This window comes from Nocardiopsis lucentensis DSM 44048 (assembly GCF_000341125.1).
GTDB classification, from domain to species: domain Bacteria; phylum Actinomycetota; class Actinomycetes; order Streptosporangiales; family Streptosporangiaceae; genus Nocardiopsis; species Nocardiopsis lucentensis.
In genome coordinates, this window is the sequence record NZ_ANBC01000142.1 from 1 (window position 1) to 16,907 (window position 16,907).

Annotated in this window: 19 protein-coding genes; 14 read left to right on the forward strand and 5 right to left on the reverse strand. The window is 70.8% G+C overall.

The features are described 5' to 3' along the window. Positions 1-547: 3'-5' exonuclease (locus D471_RS0104820; RefSeq protein ID WP_017597587.1), on the reverse strand; the 547-nt coding region annotated here is incomplete at its 3' end. 281 nt (positions 548-828) lie between these two features. Between D471_RS0104820 and D471_RS0104825 the strand changes: the two genes are divergently transcribed. From D471_RS0104825 to D471_RS0104840, 4 genes are all read left to right on the forward strand, one after another. Then, positions 829-1,779, forward strand: coding sequence for a metal ABC transporter substrate-binding protein (locus D471_RS0104825; protein ID WP_017597588.1), 951 nt, complete (start codon positions 829-831; stop codon positions 1,777-1,779). A gap of 8 nt (positions 1,780-1,787) precedes the next feature. Beyond that, positions 1,788-2,534 (forward strand): metal ABC transporter ATP-binding protein, encoded by a 747-nt coding sequence (locus D471_RS0104830; protein WP_017597589.1) that lies wholly within the window; start codon positions 1,788-1,790, stop codon positions 2,532-2,534. After that, complete coding sequence (locus D471_RS0104835) at positions 2,522-3,400, forward strand: metal ABC transporter permease (RefSeq protein WP_017597590.1); 879 nt, start codon at positions 2,522-2,524, stop codon at positions 3,398-3,400. Before D471_RS0104830 ends, D471_RS0104835 begins: the two co-directional genes overlap by 13 nt. A 92-nt stretch (positions 3,401-3,492) precedes the next feature. Beyond that, complete coding sequence (locus D471_RS0104840) at positions 3,493-4,272, forward strand: SDR family oxidoreductase (RefSeq protein ID WP_241479569.1); 780 nt, start codon at positions 3,493-3,495, stop codon at positions 4,270-4,272. On the opposite strand, the gene D471_RS0104845 is transcribed toward D471_RS0104840, so the two are convergent. Continuing rightward, on the reverse strand, positions 4,269-5,078 hold the full coding sequence (locus D471_RS0104845) for a thioesterase family protein (RefSeq protein ID WP_017597592.1): 810 nt from the start codon (positions 5,076-5,078) through the stop codon (positions 4,269-4,271). The genes D471_RS0104840 and D471_RS0104845 overlap by 4 nt on opposite strands. Before the next feature lie 139 nt (positions 5,079-5,217). Here D471_RS0104845 and D471_RS0104850 point away from each other — a divergent pair, with 139 nt between their 5' ends. After that, positions 5,218-5,979, forward strand: a complete 762-nt coding sequence (locus tag D471_RS0104850; RefSeq protein WP_017597593.1) for a MerR family transcriptional regulator — start codon at positions 5,218-5,220, stop codon at positions 5,977-5,979. 51 nt (positions 5,980-6,030) lie between these two features. Here D471_RS0104850 and D471_RS0104855 read toward each other — a convergent pair whose 3' ends face one another. Continuing rightward, on the reverse strand, positions 6,031-6,840 hold the full coding sequence (locus D471_RS0104855; protein ID WP_017597594.1) for an NmrA family NAD(P)-binding protein: 810 nt from the start codon (positions 6,838-6,840) through the stop codon (positions 6,031-6,033). Positions 6,841-6,997: 157 nt separating this feature from the next. Here D471_RS0104855 and D471_RS0104860 point away from each other — a divergent pair, with 157 nt between their 5' ends. The 6 genes from D471_RS0104860 to D471_RS0104905 all read left to right on the forward strand — a co-directional run bounded on the left by D471_RS0104860 (position 6,998) and on the right by D471_RS0104905 (position 12,617). Further along, complete coding sequence (locus D471_RS0104860) at positions 6,998-7,474, forward strand: peroxiredoxin (RefSeq protein WP_017597595.1); 477 nt, start codon at positions 6,998-7,000, stop codon at positions 7,472-7,474. Between the two features lie 199 nt (positions 7,475-7,673). Further along, positions 7,674-8,279 carry a Uma2 family endonuclease gene (locus D471_RS0104865; RefSeq protein ID WP_017597596.1) on the forward strand — a complete coding sequence of 202 codons (606 nt, stop codon included), beginning with the start codon at positions 7,674-7,676 and terminating at the stop codon, positions 8,277-8,279. A gap of 480 nt (positions 8,280-8,759) precedes the next feature. After that, positions 8,760-9,365: a Uma2 family endonuclease gene (locus D471_RS0104875; RefSeq protein ID WP_017597598.1), complete on the forward strand. Its 606-nt coding sequence runs from the start codon at positions 8,760-8,762 to the stop codon at positions 9,363-9,365. Between the two features lie 480 nt (positions 9,366-9,845). Next, on the forward strand, positions 9,846-10,451 hold the full coding sequence (locus tag D471_RS0104885) for a Uma2 family endonuclease (protein WP_017597596.1): 606 nt from the start codon (positions 9,846-9,848) through the stop codon (positions 10,449-10,451). A 480-nt stretch (positions 10,452-10,931) separates the two neighbouring features. Beyond that, positions 10,932-11,531, forward strand: a complete 600-nt coding sequence (locus D471_RS0104895; protein ID WP_017597599.1) for a Uma2 family endonuclease — start codon at positions 10,932-10,934, stop codon at positions 11,529-11,531. A 480-nt stretch (positions 11,532-12,011) separates the two neighbouring features. Then, complete coding sequence (locus D471_RS0104905; protein ID WP_017597598.1) at positions 12,012-12,617, forward strand: Uma2 family endonuclease; 606 nt, start codon at positions 12,012-12,014, stop codon at positions 12,615-12,617. Between the two features lie 100 nt (positions 12,618-12,717). On the opposite strand, the gene D471_RS0104910 is transcribed toward D471_RS0104905, so the two are convergent. Together D471_RS0104910 and tnpA are read right to left on the reverse strand one after the other, a co-directional pair. Further along, positions 12,718-13,497: a hypothetical protein gene (locus tag D471_RS0104910; RefSeq protein WP_017597600.1), complete on the reverse strand. Its 780-nt coding sequence runs from the start codon at positions 13,495-13,497 to the stop codon at positions 12,718-12,720. A 388-nt stretch (positions 13,498-13,885) separates the two neighbouring features. Next, complete coding sequence (tnpA, locus tag D471_RS0104915) at positions 13,886-14,302, reverse strand: IS200/IS605 family transposase (RefSeq protein ID WP_026127417.1); 417 nt, start codon at positions 14,300-14,302, stop codon at positions 13,886-13,888. 22 nt (positions 14,303-14,324) lie between these two features. Between tnpA and D471_RS33050 the strand changes: the two genes are divergently transcribed. The 3 genes from D471_RS33050 (at position 14,325) to D471_RS0104930 (ending at position 16,872) form a co-directional block, all read left to right on the forward strand. After that, positions 14,325-15,479 carry an RNA-guided endonuclease InsQ/TnpB family protein gene (locus tag D471_RS33050; protein ID WP_394296845.1) on the forward strand — a complete coding sequence of 385 codons (1,155 nt, stop codon included), beginning with the start codon at positions 14,325-14,327 and terminating at the stop codon, positions 15,477-15,479. Positions 15,480-15,613: 134 nt separating this feature from the next. Continuing rightward, positions 15,614-16,174 carry a hypothetical protein gene (locus D471_RS0104925; protein ID WP_017597602.1) on the forward strand — a complete coding sequence of 187 codons (561 nt, stop codon included), beginning with the start codon at positions 15,614-15,616 and terminating at the stop codon, positions 16,172-16,174. 251 nt (positions 16,175-16,425) lie between these two features. Further along, positions 16,426-16,872: a carboxymuconolactone decarboxylase family protein gene (locus D471_RS0104930; RefSeq protein ID WP_017597603.1), complete on the forward strand. Its 447-nt coding sequence runs from the start codon at positions 16,426-16,428 to the stop codon at positions 16,870-16,872. Positions 16,873-16,907: the final 35 nt, after the last annotated feature.

Sequence of the window (16,907 nt, forward strand, 5' to 3'; positions counted from 1 at the left end):
GACCCGCGGCACGGGACAGCTCGGCCAGGGAGGTGGTGCCGTGCTCGGTCATCGCCGCGATCATGATGCGGGCGGCGGCCTCGGCGTCGGCGTCGGCGCGGTGGTGGCGGGTGACGCGGTGGCCGATGTGCGCGCACACGGTGGGCAGGCGGTGGTCGGCCAGCACCCGCCAGGTGCGCCGGGACAGCGCGAGCGTGCAGGCGTAGTCGATCGCGGGGTACCCGAGACCGGTGTGGGCGCATGCCCGCCGCACCACCCCCATGTCGAAGGGCGCGTTGTGCGCGACCAGGGCGCCGCCGTCGGCGAAGTCGAGGATCCGCCGCCACACGGCGTCCCAGGTCGGGGCGTGGGCGACGTCGGCCGCGGTGATGCCGTGGACGGCGACGTTGTGGTGGGAGAAGTGGCGAACGGGGTCGGGTGGGCGGATGAGGGTGGAGTGGCGCTCCACCGGCTCGCCGTCGACCACGCGCACGAGACCGACCGCGCAGGCGCTGCCCCGGTCCTGGTTGGCGGTCTCGAAGTCGATCGCGGTCCAGATGTCGGCCACCGCGCACCTCCCGCTCGTCACTGGCTGCCTGGCGACGGTTGGAGGTTACCGCCACCGCGCCGCTCGTGTGCCGCGAACCGGGGACGCCGATCGCGTTCAGGGGGTGCGGCCGAAGGTAGGGATCCGCTTCTTGTCCGCACATGCGGGTGAGACGGCGCCGCCCGAGGGGGCCGGCCACGGTCGAGGCACTGGCGGGAGCCGTCCCGGCGATCCCATGGCGCCAGGCCCGCCCGGCATACCCCCATGGTCGAGTTTGGCCGGGTTGTGATAGAAAGTTAGGCGTGCCGAACTTTAGAGATGAGCCCCCCTCAAGGTCGTGGCCGGTCATCCTCACCGCCGCCACGGCCGGTCTCGCCCTGACCGCCTGCTCCTCCGGCTCCCCGGCCGCCGAGGACACCTCCGACGACGGGCGCCCCCTCGTCCTGACCACGTTCACGGTCATCGCCGACATGGCGCGCAACGTGGCCGCCGACCGGGTCGAGGTCGTCTCCATCACCCGCCCCGGCGTTGACATCCACGTCTACGAGCCCACCCCCGACGACCTGGCCCGCGGCCAGGACGCCGACCTCATCCTGGAGAACGGCATGGGGCTGGAGGCCTGGTTCCAGCAGTTCACCGACCGCATCGACGCCCCCACCGCCACGATCAGCGACGGCATCGAACCCATCCCCATCGCCTCGGGCGACTACGAGGGCGAACCCAACCCGCACGCCTGGATGTCCCCCGACAACGCCCAGATCTACGTCGACAACATCCGCGACGCCCTCGTCGAACTCGACCCCGAGGGCGAGGCGGACTACGACGCGGCGGCCGAGGCGTACAAGGCCGAGATCGCCGAGGTCGGCACCTTCCTGGAGACCGAACTGGCCGAGGTCCCCGAGTCCAGCCGCGCCCTGGTCACCTGTGAGGGCGCCTTCCCCTACCTGGCCCAGGACGCCGGACTGACCGAGATGTACCTGTGGTCGGTCAACTCCGAGGGTGAGGCCACCCCCCAGCAGACCGCCGCCGTGACCGAGTTCGTCCGCTCCAATGACGTGCCCTCCCTGTTCTGCGAGAGCACCGTCAACGACAGCACCCAGCGCTCGGTCGCCCGCGAGACCGGCGCCGCGATGGGCCCCGTCCTCTACGTCGACTCCCTGTCGGAGGAGGGCGGCCCCGTCCCCACCTACCTGGACCTGATCCGCTACGACGCCGAGGCCATCGTCGAGGGCCTCACCGAGAGCGCCGGGTGAGGAATGCCATGATCCCCGCCATCGAGGTCACCGGGGCGACCGTGCGCTACGGCGACGTCCTGGCCCTGGAGGACGTCAGTCTCACCGTGCGGCCGGGCCGGGTCTGCGGCCTGCTCGGCACCAACGGTTCGGGCAAGTCCACCCTGTTCAAGACCATCCTGGGCCTGGTCTCCGCCGATCGGGGCGAGATCCGGATCCTGGGCCGTGCCAACGCCGCCGCGCGCAAGGAGGGGCTGGTCGGCTACGTCCCCCAGTCCGAACAGGTCGACTGGGCCTTCCCCGTCCGCGTGCGCGACGTCGTGATGATGGGCCGCTACGGGCACATGGGCGCGCGCCGCCGCCCCCGCGCCACCGACCGGCAGGCCGTCGACCACGCCTTGGACCGCGTCGACCTGACCGACCTGGCCGACCGCCAGATCGGCGCCCTGTCCGGAGGGCAGCGCAAACGCGCGTTCGTCGCCCGCGCCATCGCCCAGGGCGCTGACGTCCTCCTGCTCGACGAACCCTTCGCCGGGGTCGACAAGCGCTCCGAGGGCACCATCGTCGAGCTGCTGGGCTCCCTGCGCCAGGAGGGCACCACCCTGCTGGTGTCCACGCACGACTTGGCCCAGGTGCCCGAACTGTGCGACGAGGCCGCCCTGCTGCAACGCCGTCTGCTCGCCCACGGGGCGCCGGACGACGTCCTGCGCCCGGAGGTCCTCATGGAGGCCTTCGGGGTCCGCCCCAAGGAGGGAGCCGCCTCATGGACGGCCTGATCCAGTGGTTCACCGAACCCATGCAGTTCGAGTTCGTCCAGCGCGCCCTGCTGGTCAGCGTCGTCGCCGGGGTGGCGTGTGCCGTGCTCTCGTGCTGGATGACCCTGGTGGGCTGGTCGCTCATGGGCGACGCCGTCTCCCACGCCGTCCTGCCCGGCGTGGTCCTGTCCTACCTGTTCGGGGCACCCTTCGCCGTGGGCGCCCTGGTGTTCGGGGGCGGATCGGTGGCCCTCATCGGGGTGGTCAACCGCACCTCGCGGGTGAAGGAGGACGCGGTCATCGGGGTCGTGTTCACCGCCATGTTCGCCCTGGGGCTGGTCCTCGTCTCCCGCGTGCCGAGCCAGACCGACCTGAGCCACATCCTGTTCGGCAACGTCCTCGGGGTCTCCGACGCCGACATCTGGCAGGTCGTGGTCCTGGCCGCGGTCGTGCTGGCCGTGGTCTGGTACAAGCACCGGGACCTGACCCTGTACGCGTTCGACCCGGTCCACGCGCACGCCCTGGGCATCAACCCGCGCCTGCTGGAGACGCTGCTGCTGGGACTGCTGTCGGTCACCGTCGTGGTCGCCCTCCAGGCTGTGGGGATCATCCTGGTGGTGGCGATGGTCATCATCCCGGGCGCCACCGCCTACCTGCTCACCGACCGGTTCGAGCGCATGCTGCTGATCTCGGCGTCGGTGGCCGTGGTCGCGGCCTTCGTCGGCGTGTACGCCAGCTTCCACGTCAACGTGTCCACGGGCGGGTCGATCGTGCTGGCCCAGGCGTGCGCGTTCGGTCTGGCCTACCTGTTCTCTCCGCGCCAGGGCGTGCTCTGGCGCGGACGCGGGGCTCGGGCGCTGCGGGCGCGCGCCCGGACCCGGGCGTGATCGTGTCCCCCGCGCGGGGGGACGCGCGGGGGACACCTCGATCGTTCGGCCGGAACGGGTGACGCGGGTCGAGCGGTGCGAGAATGCACCGCATGAGTGCGGCGATGGGAACCGGACCGGTCGAACGGGCCGGCCACGGCGGGACGGTCGGCGGTGTCGTGGTCACGGGCGCGACCGGCGGAATCGGCTCGGCCGTGGTCGGCGCCCTGACCGCGCGTGGACGTCGGGTGTTCGCGCTGGGGCGTGACCCCGAACACCTGGCGGCCCTGGCCGGGGACCACCCGGGTGTGGAGCCCGTCGTGGCCGACCTGCGGCGCCCGGAGTCCCTGGCGGAGGCGGTGGCCGGGTTCGAGGGCCTGGACGCGCTCGTGCACTGTGCGGGGATCGCCCCCGTGGCCCCCGTGGAAGCCTCCCCGCCCTCGCTGTGGCACGAGACGCTCACCGTGAACCTGGTCTCGGCGGCGGAACTCACCCGCGTGCTGCTGCCCTCCCTGCGCGCCCGCGCCGGGCACGTGGTGTTCGTCAACGCCGCCCCGGGGCTGCACGGCGTCCCCTCCTGGTCGGCCTACGCCGCGAGCAAGGCCGGACTGGGGGAGCTGGCCGACTCCCTGCGCGCCGAGGAGGCCGAACACGGCGTGCGGGTGACCAGCGTCCACCCCGCGGGGACCGCCACCGACCTGCTGCGCCGCACCAGGGCCGCGTTCGGGCACGACTACGACCCCGACACGTGCATCCGCCCCGAGACGGTGGCGTCGACGATCGCCGGCGTACTGGACCTGCCGCGCGACGCCCAGGTCGGGCAGATCGCCCTGCGCCCCGGGCCGCGCGGCCCCCGGCAGGAGGATCCACGCGGCCCCGGGCACGAGACCTAGAGCAGCATCGCCAACTGGCGGGCCTGGGCGACCAGGGTGCCCTGGCTGTCCCAGATCTCCATGTCCTCCTCGTGGTAGCCGCCGGAGACGTGCTTGGTGAACACCCGGCAGGCCAGCCACCCGGGGGCGGGGCGGGCGCGCACGTGCGCGGTCAGCTCGACGGTGATCGTGCCGAACTCACCGATGTTGAGGACCGCGGGGATGGCGAAGTCCACCATCGCGGGCAGGCTGTGGGTGTCGGCCTCGCGGCCGTCGGCGAAGCGCAGCCAGAACTCGTCGTGGGGGCGGTCGTCCTTGCGGCCGTCCAACCATCCGGGGCGCTCGGGGTAGCGGTAGTCCAGACGGTGGGCGATGGTGACGCCGTCGGGGCGGTCGAACTCGGCGGGCACGTGGCACTGGTCGGGGGGCGGCAGGTCCGGCGGTCCCTCCAGGTGGAGTTCGCGCCCATCGTTGGGGGACAGGTCGCCGTAGGTGGCGGTGGCGCGCACGACCTCCTTGCCGCCCTGTTCCAGGACGACCTGGCCGGTGGCGGTACGGCGGCCCTCGCGCACGGTCTCGGTGCGCACGGTCGCCTCGCCGGGCGCGGCGGGGCGTAGGAAGAAGGCGGACACCGCCACGGGGTCAGGCTGGCTCAGGGTCTGGCCGAGCGCGTTGAGGGCGGTGCCGAGGACGTAACCGCCGTTGGGGTGGGTGGTGAAGGTGGTCCACCCGTCGGTGACGGTGGCTGTGAACGTTCCGTCGGCCGTCTTGTCGACGCGGGTGTCCCGGTCGTACTCGTAGCCGGCGGCGTTGTGGTCAAGGCTCATGCGCCAATGTTACCGACGAGTAGGTTAGTGGTCGGCGCCCGCTCCCCCTTTTCCGGCGCCGTCGCCTTGACCCTGACGCGACGTCAGGTCCTAGCGTCATGACCACGGCACCACCAGTGACGACGGGCGGGGGGAACGCATGGGCCACACCGTGGGCGAGGTCGCCCGGATCAGCGGCCAGACGGTGCGCACACTGCACCACTACGACCGGATCGGCCTCCTCGTCCCGGCCGAACGCACCCCCTCCGGCTACCGCAACTACAGCGGGGCCGACCTCGAACGCCTACGGCAGATCCTCACCTACCGGGAACTCGGCTTCGGCCTGGACGAGATCGCGGCCCTGCTCGACGATCCCGCGATCGACACCCGCGCCCACCTGGCCCGCCAACACCAGCTGGTGACCGAACGCATCGACCGCCTGCGCACCGTGGCGCACGCGCTGGAACGCCTGATGGAGGCAGACACCATGGGACTCGACCTGACCGCCGAGGAGCGCCTCGAACTCTTCGGCGACTTCGACGTGGACGCCCGCACCGCGGAGGCCGAACAACGCTGGGGGCACACCGACGCCTGGGCCCAGTCCCAGCGCAGGACCAGCCGCCACACCAAGCAGGACTGGGAACGGCACAACGCCGAGGCCGAGCGGATCTACCGGGACCTGGCCCGGGCCATGGCCGAGGGCGTACCCCCGGACAGCACCACCGCCATGGACCTGGCCGAACACCACCGCGACCACATCACCCGCTGGTTCTACGAGTGCACACCGCAGATCCACCGGGGCCTGGGACAGCTGTACGTGGACGACGCGCGCTTCACCACCACCATCGACGCCCGCGCCGAAGGGCTCTCGGCCTACCTGCGTGACGCCTTCGCCGCCAACGCCGACCGCCTGGAGGCCTGAGCCGAGAACGCCCCCGGGCGGCGGTCCGTCCACCGCCCGGGGGTCAGGAGGTCACGCCCAGGCGGGCGCGGCACGGACGGCGTAGTCGGAGAAGGGCTTGGGGGCGCGTCCGGTCACCCGGAGCACGTCGTCGCCGGGAACGCCGTCCCCCATGGCCACCAGGGCCTCGAACGCCCCCACGGCGGCCTCGGCGCCCTCTCGGGGAAGGCCCGCGGCGACCTGGTCGCGCACGAACGCCTCGGGGTCGGAGTCGTAGCGCACCGGGTAGCCCACCACGCGGCCGATCACCTCGGCCGCCTCACCGAAGGACAGTGCCTCGGGCCCGGTCACCTCATACACCCGCCCCGCGTGGCCGTCCCCGGTCAGCGCGGCCACCGCCACCGCCGCGATGTCGTCGGCGTCCACGAACGCCTGCCGCACCCCGTCCAGCGGCAGGGCGATCCGGCCGGCGCGCACCGACTCCACCAGGAACCCCTCGTCGAAGTTCTGGTCGAACCAGTCGCACCGCAGCACCGTCCAATCGACACCGCACCCCTTGACCGTCCGCTCCGCGGCGAGCAGACGCTCGTCCCCCATCTCCTCGATCGCCCGGCTCGACAGCAGCACGATCCGACGCACACCCCGGCGCACGGCCAGCTCCACGAACTCCGGGGCGATCGGCACCCCGTCCGGAGCCATCAGATACATCGCGCCGGCTCCGTCGACCGCGCCCTCCCACGTGGAGGGGTCGGCCCAGTCGAACCGGACCCGCCCGCGCCGCGACGCCGCGCGCACCGGATACCCGCGCTCACCCAGCAGCGCGGCCACTCGTCGGCCCGTGGAGCCCGTGGCCCCCAACACCAGAATCGGTTTCTCACCCATCCCGCCACCCAAACACCGGAGGACGACAATCCCCGGCGGCGCGCCGCGCCATGGAGCGGGGGTGCGACGGGGGACCGGACGCGGCGGTGGTGCACCCTTGGGTGGAACGGAGCGGGGGACCCCTCGTCCCAACGACCGAGCGAAGGAAGCGCACACCATGGCACGAGGCATCCAGGTCGGCGACAAGGCGCCCGATTTCACCCTTCCGTCGCAGTCCGGTGACCCGGTGCGACTCTACGACCGGCTCGGCGAGCGGACGGTGGTGCTGTACTTCTATCCCAAGGACGACACCCCCGGGTGCACCGCCGAGGCCTGCGCCTTCCGCGACAGCCACGAGGTGTTCACCGACGCCGGCGCCGAGGTGATCGGGATCAGCTCCGACTCCGCGGAGCGGCACGCCGCCTTCGCGGACCGCCACAAGCTCCCGTTCACACTGGTCAGCGACGAGGGCGGCAAGGTCCGCAAGAGCTACGGCGTGCCGAGCATGCTCGGTCTGCTCCCCGGGCGGGTCACCTACGTGATCGACGGCCAGGGCACGGTCCGCCACGTCTTCAACTCGATGACCGTCATCGACAAGCACGTCGAGGAGGCGCTGGAGGTGGTCCGCGGGTTGCAGACCGAACAGGGCGACTGACCCCGTCGCGCCGGTCGGGTCCCGGCTCAGGGCAGGGGCGGGACCTACCCTTGAGTCAGAGCCGCCCAGACAGCCGAGGAACGCGCCCATGCCCGACCCCACCCCGGAAGACCGCCCGACGCGCCGAACATCCACGGACCGTCGTCGGGACGTGGCAGGCTGTCAGGGACGCCGACAGCAACACCCTCCGGGGGAGCCCATGACCGTCACCGAACACCACCCACCACCCGAAGCCCCCCCGCTTCCGATGAGACTCGAGCTGTTCGAACAGCTCGCTGAGATCGCTTATGAGGACGACGAAAGGACCGTTCTCGAATACCTGAACGGAAAGGTCTGGGCCCACAAGGTGACCGACGGAGCACACGGGTCGATCCTCATGTGGCTGCTGCGCCAGTTCATGGCCCACCGCCCCGACCTTGATCTCAACATCGCCAACCAGGGACTCGAAGTCGACGTCTACCGCAACGGGCGCGCACGTCCGGACGGGATTCTCGCACCGATCGGCCATTTCGAACAGGCGGGTGAGTGGGCCGCCCCCGACGGGGTCCTCGCCGTCGTGGAGGTCACCTCCTGGGACGCCGACACCCACGCCCGCGACCGCGTGGAGAAGCCCGCCGCCTACGCCGCGACCGGCATCGGCGTCTACCTGTTGGTGGACCGTGACGCCAACACCGTCGTGGTGCACTCGCGCCCCGTGAACGGCCGGTACATGGACCGGTCGGAACACCCTTACGGTGAAACCGTGCAGGTCCCCGGGCTCGGGGTCATCCTGGACACCGACGCGCTCAAGCGGTTCGCCCGCTGACACCGAACACCCTCCCGGCCGCTTCCACGAACGGGCCCTGGGGCCGCCGGTCGTCTTCTCCGGCCCGCGCTTCGTCCTGATCAGGCAGGAGGGCGGCGCCGGGCTGGGGTTCACCCGCGTGAACGACCACCGGCGCCCGACGTGGCCGGACCCCGAGCAGGGCGAGCAGGCCCACATCGGACTGGGCGTGGACGACCTGGACATCGCCCGGCACCGCTCCCGCCCGCGCGCGTGGTGGGCGACCGTCGTTGCCGCGCCCCAGCGCCAGCCGCCGCAGGAGGAACGGGAACTCCGGTCGGGTCCCGGCTCAGGGCAGGGGCGGGACCTACCCTTGAGTCAGAGCCGCCCAGACAGCCGAGGAACGCGCCCATGCCCGACCCCACCCCGGAAGACCACCCGACGCGCCGAACACCCACGGACCGTCGTCGGGACGTGGCAGGCTGTCAGGGACGCCGACAGCAACACCCTCCGGGGGAGCCCATGACCGTCACCGAACACCACCCACCACCCGAAGCCCCCCCGCTTCCGATGAGACTCGAGCTGTTCGAACAGCTCGCTGAGATCGCTTATGAGGACGACGAAAGGACCGTTCTCGAATACCTGAACGGAAAGGTCTGGGCCCACAAGGTGACCGACGGAGCACACGGGTCGATCCTCATGTGGCTGCTGCGCCAGTTCATGGCCCACCGCCCCGACCTTGATCTCAACATCGCCAACCAGGGACTCGAAGTCGACGTCTACCGCAACGGGCGCGCACGTCCGGACGGGATTCTCGCACCGATCGGCCATTTCGAACAGGCGGGTGAGTGGGCCGCCCCCGACGGGGTCCTCGCCGTCGTGGAGGTCACCTCCTGGGACGCCGACACCCACGCCCGCGACCGCGTGGAGAAGCCCGCCGCCTACGCCGCGACCGGCATCGGCGTCTACCTGTTGGTGGACCGTGACGCCAACGCCGTCGTGGTGCACAGCCGCCCTCACCATGGTCAGTATCTGGACCGCAGCACACACCCTTACGGCGAAACCGTGCAGGTCCCCGGGCTCGGGGTCATCCTGGACACCGACGCGCTCAAGCGGTTCGCCCGCTGACACCGAACACCCTCCCGGCCGCTTCCACGAACGGGCCCTGGGGCCGCCGGTCGTCTTCTCCGGCCCGCGCTTCGTCCTGATCAGGCAGGAGGGCGGCGCCGGGCTGGGGTTCACCCGCGTGAACGACCACCGGCGCCCGACGTGGCCGGACCCCGAGCAGGGCGAGCAGGCCCACATCGGACTGGGCGTGGACGACCTGGACATCGCCCGGCACCGCTCCCGCCCGCGCGCGTGGTGGGCGACCGTCGTTGCCGCGCCCCAGCGCCAGCCGCCGCAGGAGGAACGGGAACTCCGGTCGGGTCCCGGCTCAGGGCAGGGGCGGGACCTACCCTTGAGTCAGAGCCGCCCAGACAGCCGAGGAACGCGCCCATGCCCGACCCCACCCCGGAAGACCGCCCGACGCGCCGAACATCCACGGACCGTCGTCGGGACGTGGCAGGCTGTCAGGGACGCCGACAGCAACACCCTCCGGGGGAGCCCATGACCGTCACCGAACACCACCCACCACCCGAAGCCCCCCCGCTTCCGATGAGACTCGAGCTGTTCGAACAGCTCGCTGAGATCGCTTATGAGGACGACGAAAGGACCGTTCTCGAATACCTGAACGGAAAGGTCTGGGCCCACAAGGTGACCGACGGAGCACACGGGTCGATCCTCATGTGGCTGCTGCGCCAGTTCATGGCCCACCGCCCCGACCTTGATCTCAACATCGCCAACCAGGGACTCGAAGTCGACGTCTACCGCAACGGGCGCGCACGTCCGGACGGGATTCTCGCACCGATCGGCCATTTCGAACAGGCGGGTGAGTGGGCCGCCCCCGACGGGGTCCTCGCCGTCGTGGAGGTCACCTCCTGGGACGCCGACACCCACGCCCGCGACCGCGTGGAGAAGCCCGCCGCCTACGCCGCGACCGGCATCGGCGTCTACCTGTTGGTGGACCGTGACGCCAACACCGTCGTGGTGCACTCGCGCCCCGTGAACGGCCGGTACATGGACCGGTCGGAACACCCTTACGGTGAAACCGTGCAGGTCCCCGGGCTCGGGGTCATCCTGGACACCGACGCGCTCAAGCGGTTCGCCCGCTGACACCGAACACCCTCCCGGCCGCTTCCACGAACGGGCCCTGGGGCCGCCGGTCGTCTTCTCCGGCCCGCGCTTCGTCCTGATCAGGCAGGAGGGCGGCGCCGGGCTGGGGTTCACCCGCGTGAACGACCACCGGCGCCCGACGTGGCCGGACCCCGAGCAGGGCGAGCAGGCCCACATCGGACTGGGCGTGGACGACCTGGACATCGCCCGGCACCGCTCCCGCCCGCGCGCGTGGTGGGCGACCGTCGTTGCCGCGCCCCAGCGCCAGCCGCCGCAGGAGGAACGGGAACTCCGGTCGGGTCCCGGCTCAGGGCAGGGGCGGGACCTACCCTTGAGTCAGAGCCGCCCAGACAGCCGAGGAACGCGCCCATGCCCGACCCCACCCCGGAAGACCACCCGACGCGCCGAACACCCACGGACCGTCGTCGGGACGTGGCAGGCTGTCAGGGACGCCGACAGCAACACCCTCCGGGGGAGCCCATGACCGTCACCGAACACCACCCACCACCCGAAGCCCCCCCGCTTCCGATCAGTCCCGAACTGTTCGAGGAAATCGCCCGCCTCGCGGGCAGGGAGGAAAACGCCAAACTCGAATACATCAATGGGAAGGTCTGGGTCGAACCGGTGACCGACAGCGACCACGCTGCGATCCTGTCGTGGATGTTCCGCCAGTTCATCGCACACCGCCCCGACCTGGACATGCCCATCGGGCAAGGGCTGAAGATCGGCACCTACCGTCATGGCCGTGCCCTTCCCGACGGTGTCCTCGTTCCTGTCGGCCACTTCAACGGCCAAGGCGACTACCCCGACCCCGACGGGGTCCTCGCCGTCGTGGAGGTCACCTCCTGGGACGCCGACACCCACGCCCGCGACCGCGTGGAGAAGCCCGCCGCCTACGCCGCGACCGGCATCGGCGTCTACCTGTTGGTGGACCGTGACGCCAACGCCGTCGTGGTGCACAGCCGCCCTCACCATGGTCAGTATCTGGACCGCAGCACACACCCTTACGGCGAAACCGTGCAGGTCCCCGGGCTCGGGGTCATCCTGGACACCGACGCGCTCAAGCGGTTCGCCCGCTGACACCGAACACCCTCCCGGCCGCTTCCACGAACGGGCCCTGGGGCCGCCGGTCGTCTTCTCCGGCCCGCGCTTCGTCCTGATCAGGCAGGAGGGCGGCGCCGGGCTGGGGTTCACCCGCGTGAACGACCACCGGCGCCCGACGTGGCCGGACCCCGAGCAGGGCGAGCAGGCCCACATCGGACTGGGCGTGGACGACCTGGACATCGCCCGGCACCGCTCCCGCCCGCGCGCGTGGTGGGCGACCGTCGTTGCCGCGCCCCAGCGCCAGCCGCCGCAGGAGGAACGGGAACTCCGGTCGGGTCCCGGCTCAGGGCAGGGGCGGGACCTACCCTTGAGTCAGAGCCGCCCAGACAGCCGAGGAACGCGCCCATGCCCGACCCCACCCCGGAAGACCACCCGACGCGCCGAACACCCACGGACCGTCGTCGGGACGTGGCAGGCTGTCAGGGACGCCGACAGCAACACCCTCCGGGGGAGCCCATGACCGTCACCGAACACCACCCACCACCCGAAGCCCCCCCGCTTCCGATGAGACTCGAGCTGTTCGAACAGCTCGCTGAGATCGCTTATGAGGACGACGAAAGGACCGTTCTCGAATACCTGAACGGAAAGGTCTGGGCCCACAAGGTGACCGACGGAGCACACGGGTCGATCCTCATGTGGCTGCTGCGCCAGTTCATGGCCCACCGCCCCGACCTTGATCTCAACATCGCCAACCAGGGACTCGAAGTCGACGTCTACCGCAACGGGCGCGCACGTCCGGACGGGATTCTCGCACCGATCGGCCATTTCGAACAGGCGGGTGAGTGGGCCGCCCCCGACGGGGTCCTCGCCGTCGTGGAGGTCACCTCCTGGGACGCCGACACCCACGCCCGCGACCGCGTGGAGAAGCCCGCCGCCTACGCCGCGACCGGCATCGGCGTCTACCTGTTGGTGGACCGTGACGCCAACGCCGTCGTGGTGCACAGCCGCCCTCACCATGGTCAGTATCTGGACCGCAGCACACACCCTTACGGCGAAACCGTGCAGGTCCCCGGGCTCGGGGTCATCCTGGACACCGACGCGCTCAAGCGGTTCGCCCGCTGACACCGCACACCCTCCCGGCCGGGGCCAACCGACCACCGGGGTCCGACCCGGCCGGAACCCGAACGGGCCCGACGGGTCCATCCGCCGGGCCCGGGGACGCTCACACGATCTCCTTGGCCTCCTTGGCCATCTGGGTGTGCCGCTCCACCACGGCCGCCACGGCCGACCGGACCTGCGCCAGCGATTCCATCGACTCCCGCGTCTGGACGTCGCGGGCCGCGTCGATGTCCAGTTCGTCGAGTAGACGGTCGACGTGCGCGATCCGTGGCGCCTCGCGGGCCTCGACGAGGGCGTTGGCCAGCGCCTCGATCTCGGCGACCCCCGCCCGCACCTGGGCACGGCGCTCCCGGAGCCGCGGCCTGGCACGTTCGCGCAGGGCCCGGGTGTGGTCACCCTGGCTCTCCAGCTCGGACAGCTCCTCCTCGACGCGGCCGATCCGTTCGATCACCTGCGCGAGCCGCCAGCCGGTCTCCCGGGTGACCACGCTGATCCGGGTCCCGTCGATCAGGTCGTCGTGGCCCTGGGGCATCGTCACCGACAGGGCGATGGCCAAACGCCTGAGCAGGGGGGCGTCGTCGGGCGCGACCATCTCCGGAGTGATGTAGTCCTCACCCTCGGTCGGATGCTTCGGACCGGCACCGCGACGGGTTCGGCGCCTGTTCACGAAGACGCCGGTGGAAAGAGCGAGCGCGGCGGCGGTCGGTACCACGCTGATCACGCCTTGGTCGAAATGGGAGAGGAGGATACCGGTCACGGCCAGGACGACGCTGACGAGTCCCACCACCACGGGGGTGAGTGTTCCCCTTCTGACGAGGTCCTGTGCCACCTGGTCCGGGTCGACTCCGGGGCGGGCGACGAGGAAGGGGCGGGGGGAGGGCATGGCTGGTTCCTTTCTCACGCGTGGCGCGGTTCGGTCTCGCCTGGCGGGGGTCGGCGCGGGCGACCGCACGAGCGGAACCGTCCATCGGATGCGGACCCTCCCGCCTCGGCCGGGCACAGGCCCCCTCGTACTCAGTTCCCCGATCCCGTCCCGAAGTTCGGCCCGAGTGTGGCCGGATGCGGGCAGTTCGACGACCGGCGCGTGTCCGCGCCACGATGGCCCGGCCCCACCGCCGCCCCGGCGAAGGGAACCGCACCGGGGCGCGGACACGGTCACGCCGCCTCGGAAAACCCGTAGCCCGCGTCCGGGTGGGCGGCTACCCGGTCTTATCCGAGAGTGCTCCGGCCTTCAGGCCGCAGGTGAATCGGATCCGAACCCCGCCCGTCCGTCAGGACGGGCGTTTCTGGTCCTCGATGTAGGCACGCAGCACGCTGATCGGCGCACCACCGACCGACCCGGCGAAGTAGGACCCCGACCACAACCGCTTCGCCCGCCAGTAGTGGGACTCCAGCTCGGGGAACTCCTGGCGCAGCCGACGCGAGGACACCCCCTTGAGACTGTTGACCAGCTTGGACACCGCGACCTTGGGCGGGAAGTCCACCAGCAGGTGGACCTGGTCGGCCTCGCCGTTGAACTCCACCAACTCCGACTCGAAGTCGGCGCACACCGCCCGCATGATCTCCTCCATCCGGGACAGGTGGCGGTCGGTGAAGACCCGGTGCCGGTACTTCGTCACGAAAACCAAGTGTGCGTGCATCGCGAAAACACAGTGCCTACCGGTTCTTACGTCGCTCTCATCGCCCATAAACCAACGATAGGATGCGGGTGTGCAGCTCCGGTACTCCTTCCGCGTGTACCCGGACGCCGACCAGCGCACCGAACTGGCCAAGGCGTTCGGGTGCGCTCGCGTGGTCTACAACGACGCCCTGCGGGCCCGTGAGACCGCGCGCGCCGAGGGTGAGGCGTTCCCCATGACCGGCGAGCTGTCCAAGAAGTTGATCACCGACGCCAAGCGCACCCCCGAACGCGAGTGGCTGTGTGGGGTGTCGGCGGTCGTGCTTCAGCAGTCCCTACGCGACCTGGACACCGCCTACCGCAACTTCTTGGACTCCCTCACAGGCAAACGCCCGAAGACGGGCCCGCCCCGGTTCAAGTCCCGCAAGGACCACCGGCGGTCGGTCCGGTTCACCGCCAACGCACGCTGGAAGATCACCGACCAGGGAAAACTGTCCCTGCCCAAGATCGGGGAGGTGAAGGTGAAGTGGTCGCGACCCCTGCCCTCGGCCCCCTCCACCGTGACCGTCATCAAGGACGCATCAGGACGGTATTTCGCCTCGTTCGTGGTCGAGACCAACGATGAGCCGCTGCCGGAGACCGCGGCTGATGTGGGCATCGACCTGGGGCTGTCCCACTTCGCGGTCCTGTCCGACGGCACCAAGGTCGCCAATCCCCGGTTCCTGCGCCGCGCCGAGCGCAAGCTGAGGAAGGCCCAGCGGGAGCTGTCCCGCAAGCGGAAGGGATCCAACAACCGTGACAAGGCACGGATGAGGGTCGCCCGCGCCCACGCCAAGGCCGCCGACGCGCGCCGCGAGTTCCACCACCAGCTCTCCACCGCGATCATCCGCGACAACCAAGCGGTGTACGTGGAGGACCTGTGCGTGAAGGGGCTCGGGCGCACCCGGTTGGCCAAGAGTGTGCACGACGCCGGATGGTCGGCGTTCGTGAACATGCTCGAATACAAGGCCGCACGGTACGGGCGCACCTTCGCCAGGGTGGACCGGTTCCTGGCCTCCTCGCAGATCTGCTCGAGGTGCTGGGTGGTGGACGGGCCCAAACCCCTGCACGTTCGGGAATGGGCCTGCCGGGCCTGTAGACCGTTCATGATCGGGACGTCAACGCGTCCCGGATCGTGCTCGCCGCTGGACGGAAACTCGCCCGAGAGCGGGAAGCGGAGAGCTGAAACGCCTGTGGAGGTTGGGTAAGACCACCACCCTGGGGTGGGGCGCCGGCCCGCGAAGCAGGAACCAGCGGACGCCGTGAGGCGCACCGCGCCCACAGCCGCGAGGCTGTGGGAATCCCCGGGGTTCACCCCGGAGAGGACGTCAACGTGCGGAGGATGGACACCGACCGGCACCGCTGGCGCAACGAGGATCTGGCCCGCGCCATGAACGCGATCAGCACCGAGATCGAGGCGGCGTGGACCGACCTGTGCCGGACGTGGGACGTGGTGCCGGGCACTCCCGAGGAGACCGACCTGGTCCGCCTGGTGACCGAGACCCCCGACCAGTTCCCGTGGCGCATCGTCGACGCCGCGCTGGACCGGCGGACCTGCCCGCGGTGTGCCCGCCCCCTGGGCTCTGGGGAGCGGGGCTGCGACCCCTGCGACACCGCGGACGGCTACCGCTACGCCGCCCGGGAACCGGACCGGCCCGGCGTGCCGCCCGGCAACGAGCACGCCGTGCGCGTGGCCTGGGCGGTCAGCCGGTCCCCGCACCGCCACTCGAGGCGGGCCGCGTGCGGGTTCGAGCTGGGGCTGCCGCTCCTGTACGCGGGGGAGCTGCCCACCACGGAACAGGCTCAACGCCTGCGCCACCTCGTCAACCGGCTCACCGAGGACGAGTGCGCCCGGGTGGCCTCCGTCGACGAACTGCTCGCCCTGGCTGGGCGGCGCGCCTAGAGGCACGCGAGCAGGCGACCGGCCCTGTTCACCTCCACGCGTCGACAACAGGGATCCGTCTCGTTCTCCGCGCCTGGCGACGGCACGCGTGGGGTCGGACCCCTCCGAACCACGGAGAACGCGAGGCCGCCCGTATGACAAAAAACTGCCATGGTGGCCCTTCGGTTACGGCTGGTAACTTCTCCGACCGGCAACGGAGTTCTCGGAGGGATCGAGACTCCCGCGGAGGCGACACCGAGAGGATCACACCCATGAGCACCACGCGGGTGAAGGCGGGCAAGGAGCTCCCCGAGGTCTACACCAAGCTCGTCGAGATCGGCGAGCTCGTGGAGACCGTCATCGACAGAGACATCCACGAGTTGGTCAAGCTGCGCGCCTCCTACCTGAACGGATGCGCCTTCTGCGTGGACCTGCACTCCAACGACGCCCTCAAGGCGGGGGAGTCGCAGCAACGCCTCTTCCTCGTCGGCGCCTGGCGCGAGGCGGGGAGCCTGTTCACCGAGGCCGAGCGCGCCGTCCTGGCTCTGGTCGACGAGGCTACCAAGCTCGGCGAACACGGGGTCACCGACCAGGTGTACGAGAACGTGGCCAAGCACTTCTCCGAGAAGGAGGTCGCGGCGCTGATCATGGCCATCGGCCTGATCAACTTCTACAACCGGTTGGGCATCAGCACGGGGATGACCCCGCCCAAGCGCTGAACACAGGCATCACCCTCGGGGGTGCGGGCGAGGCA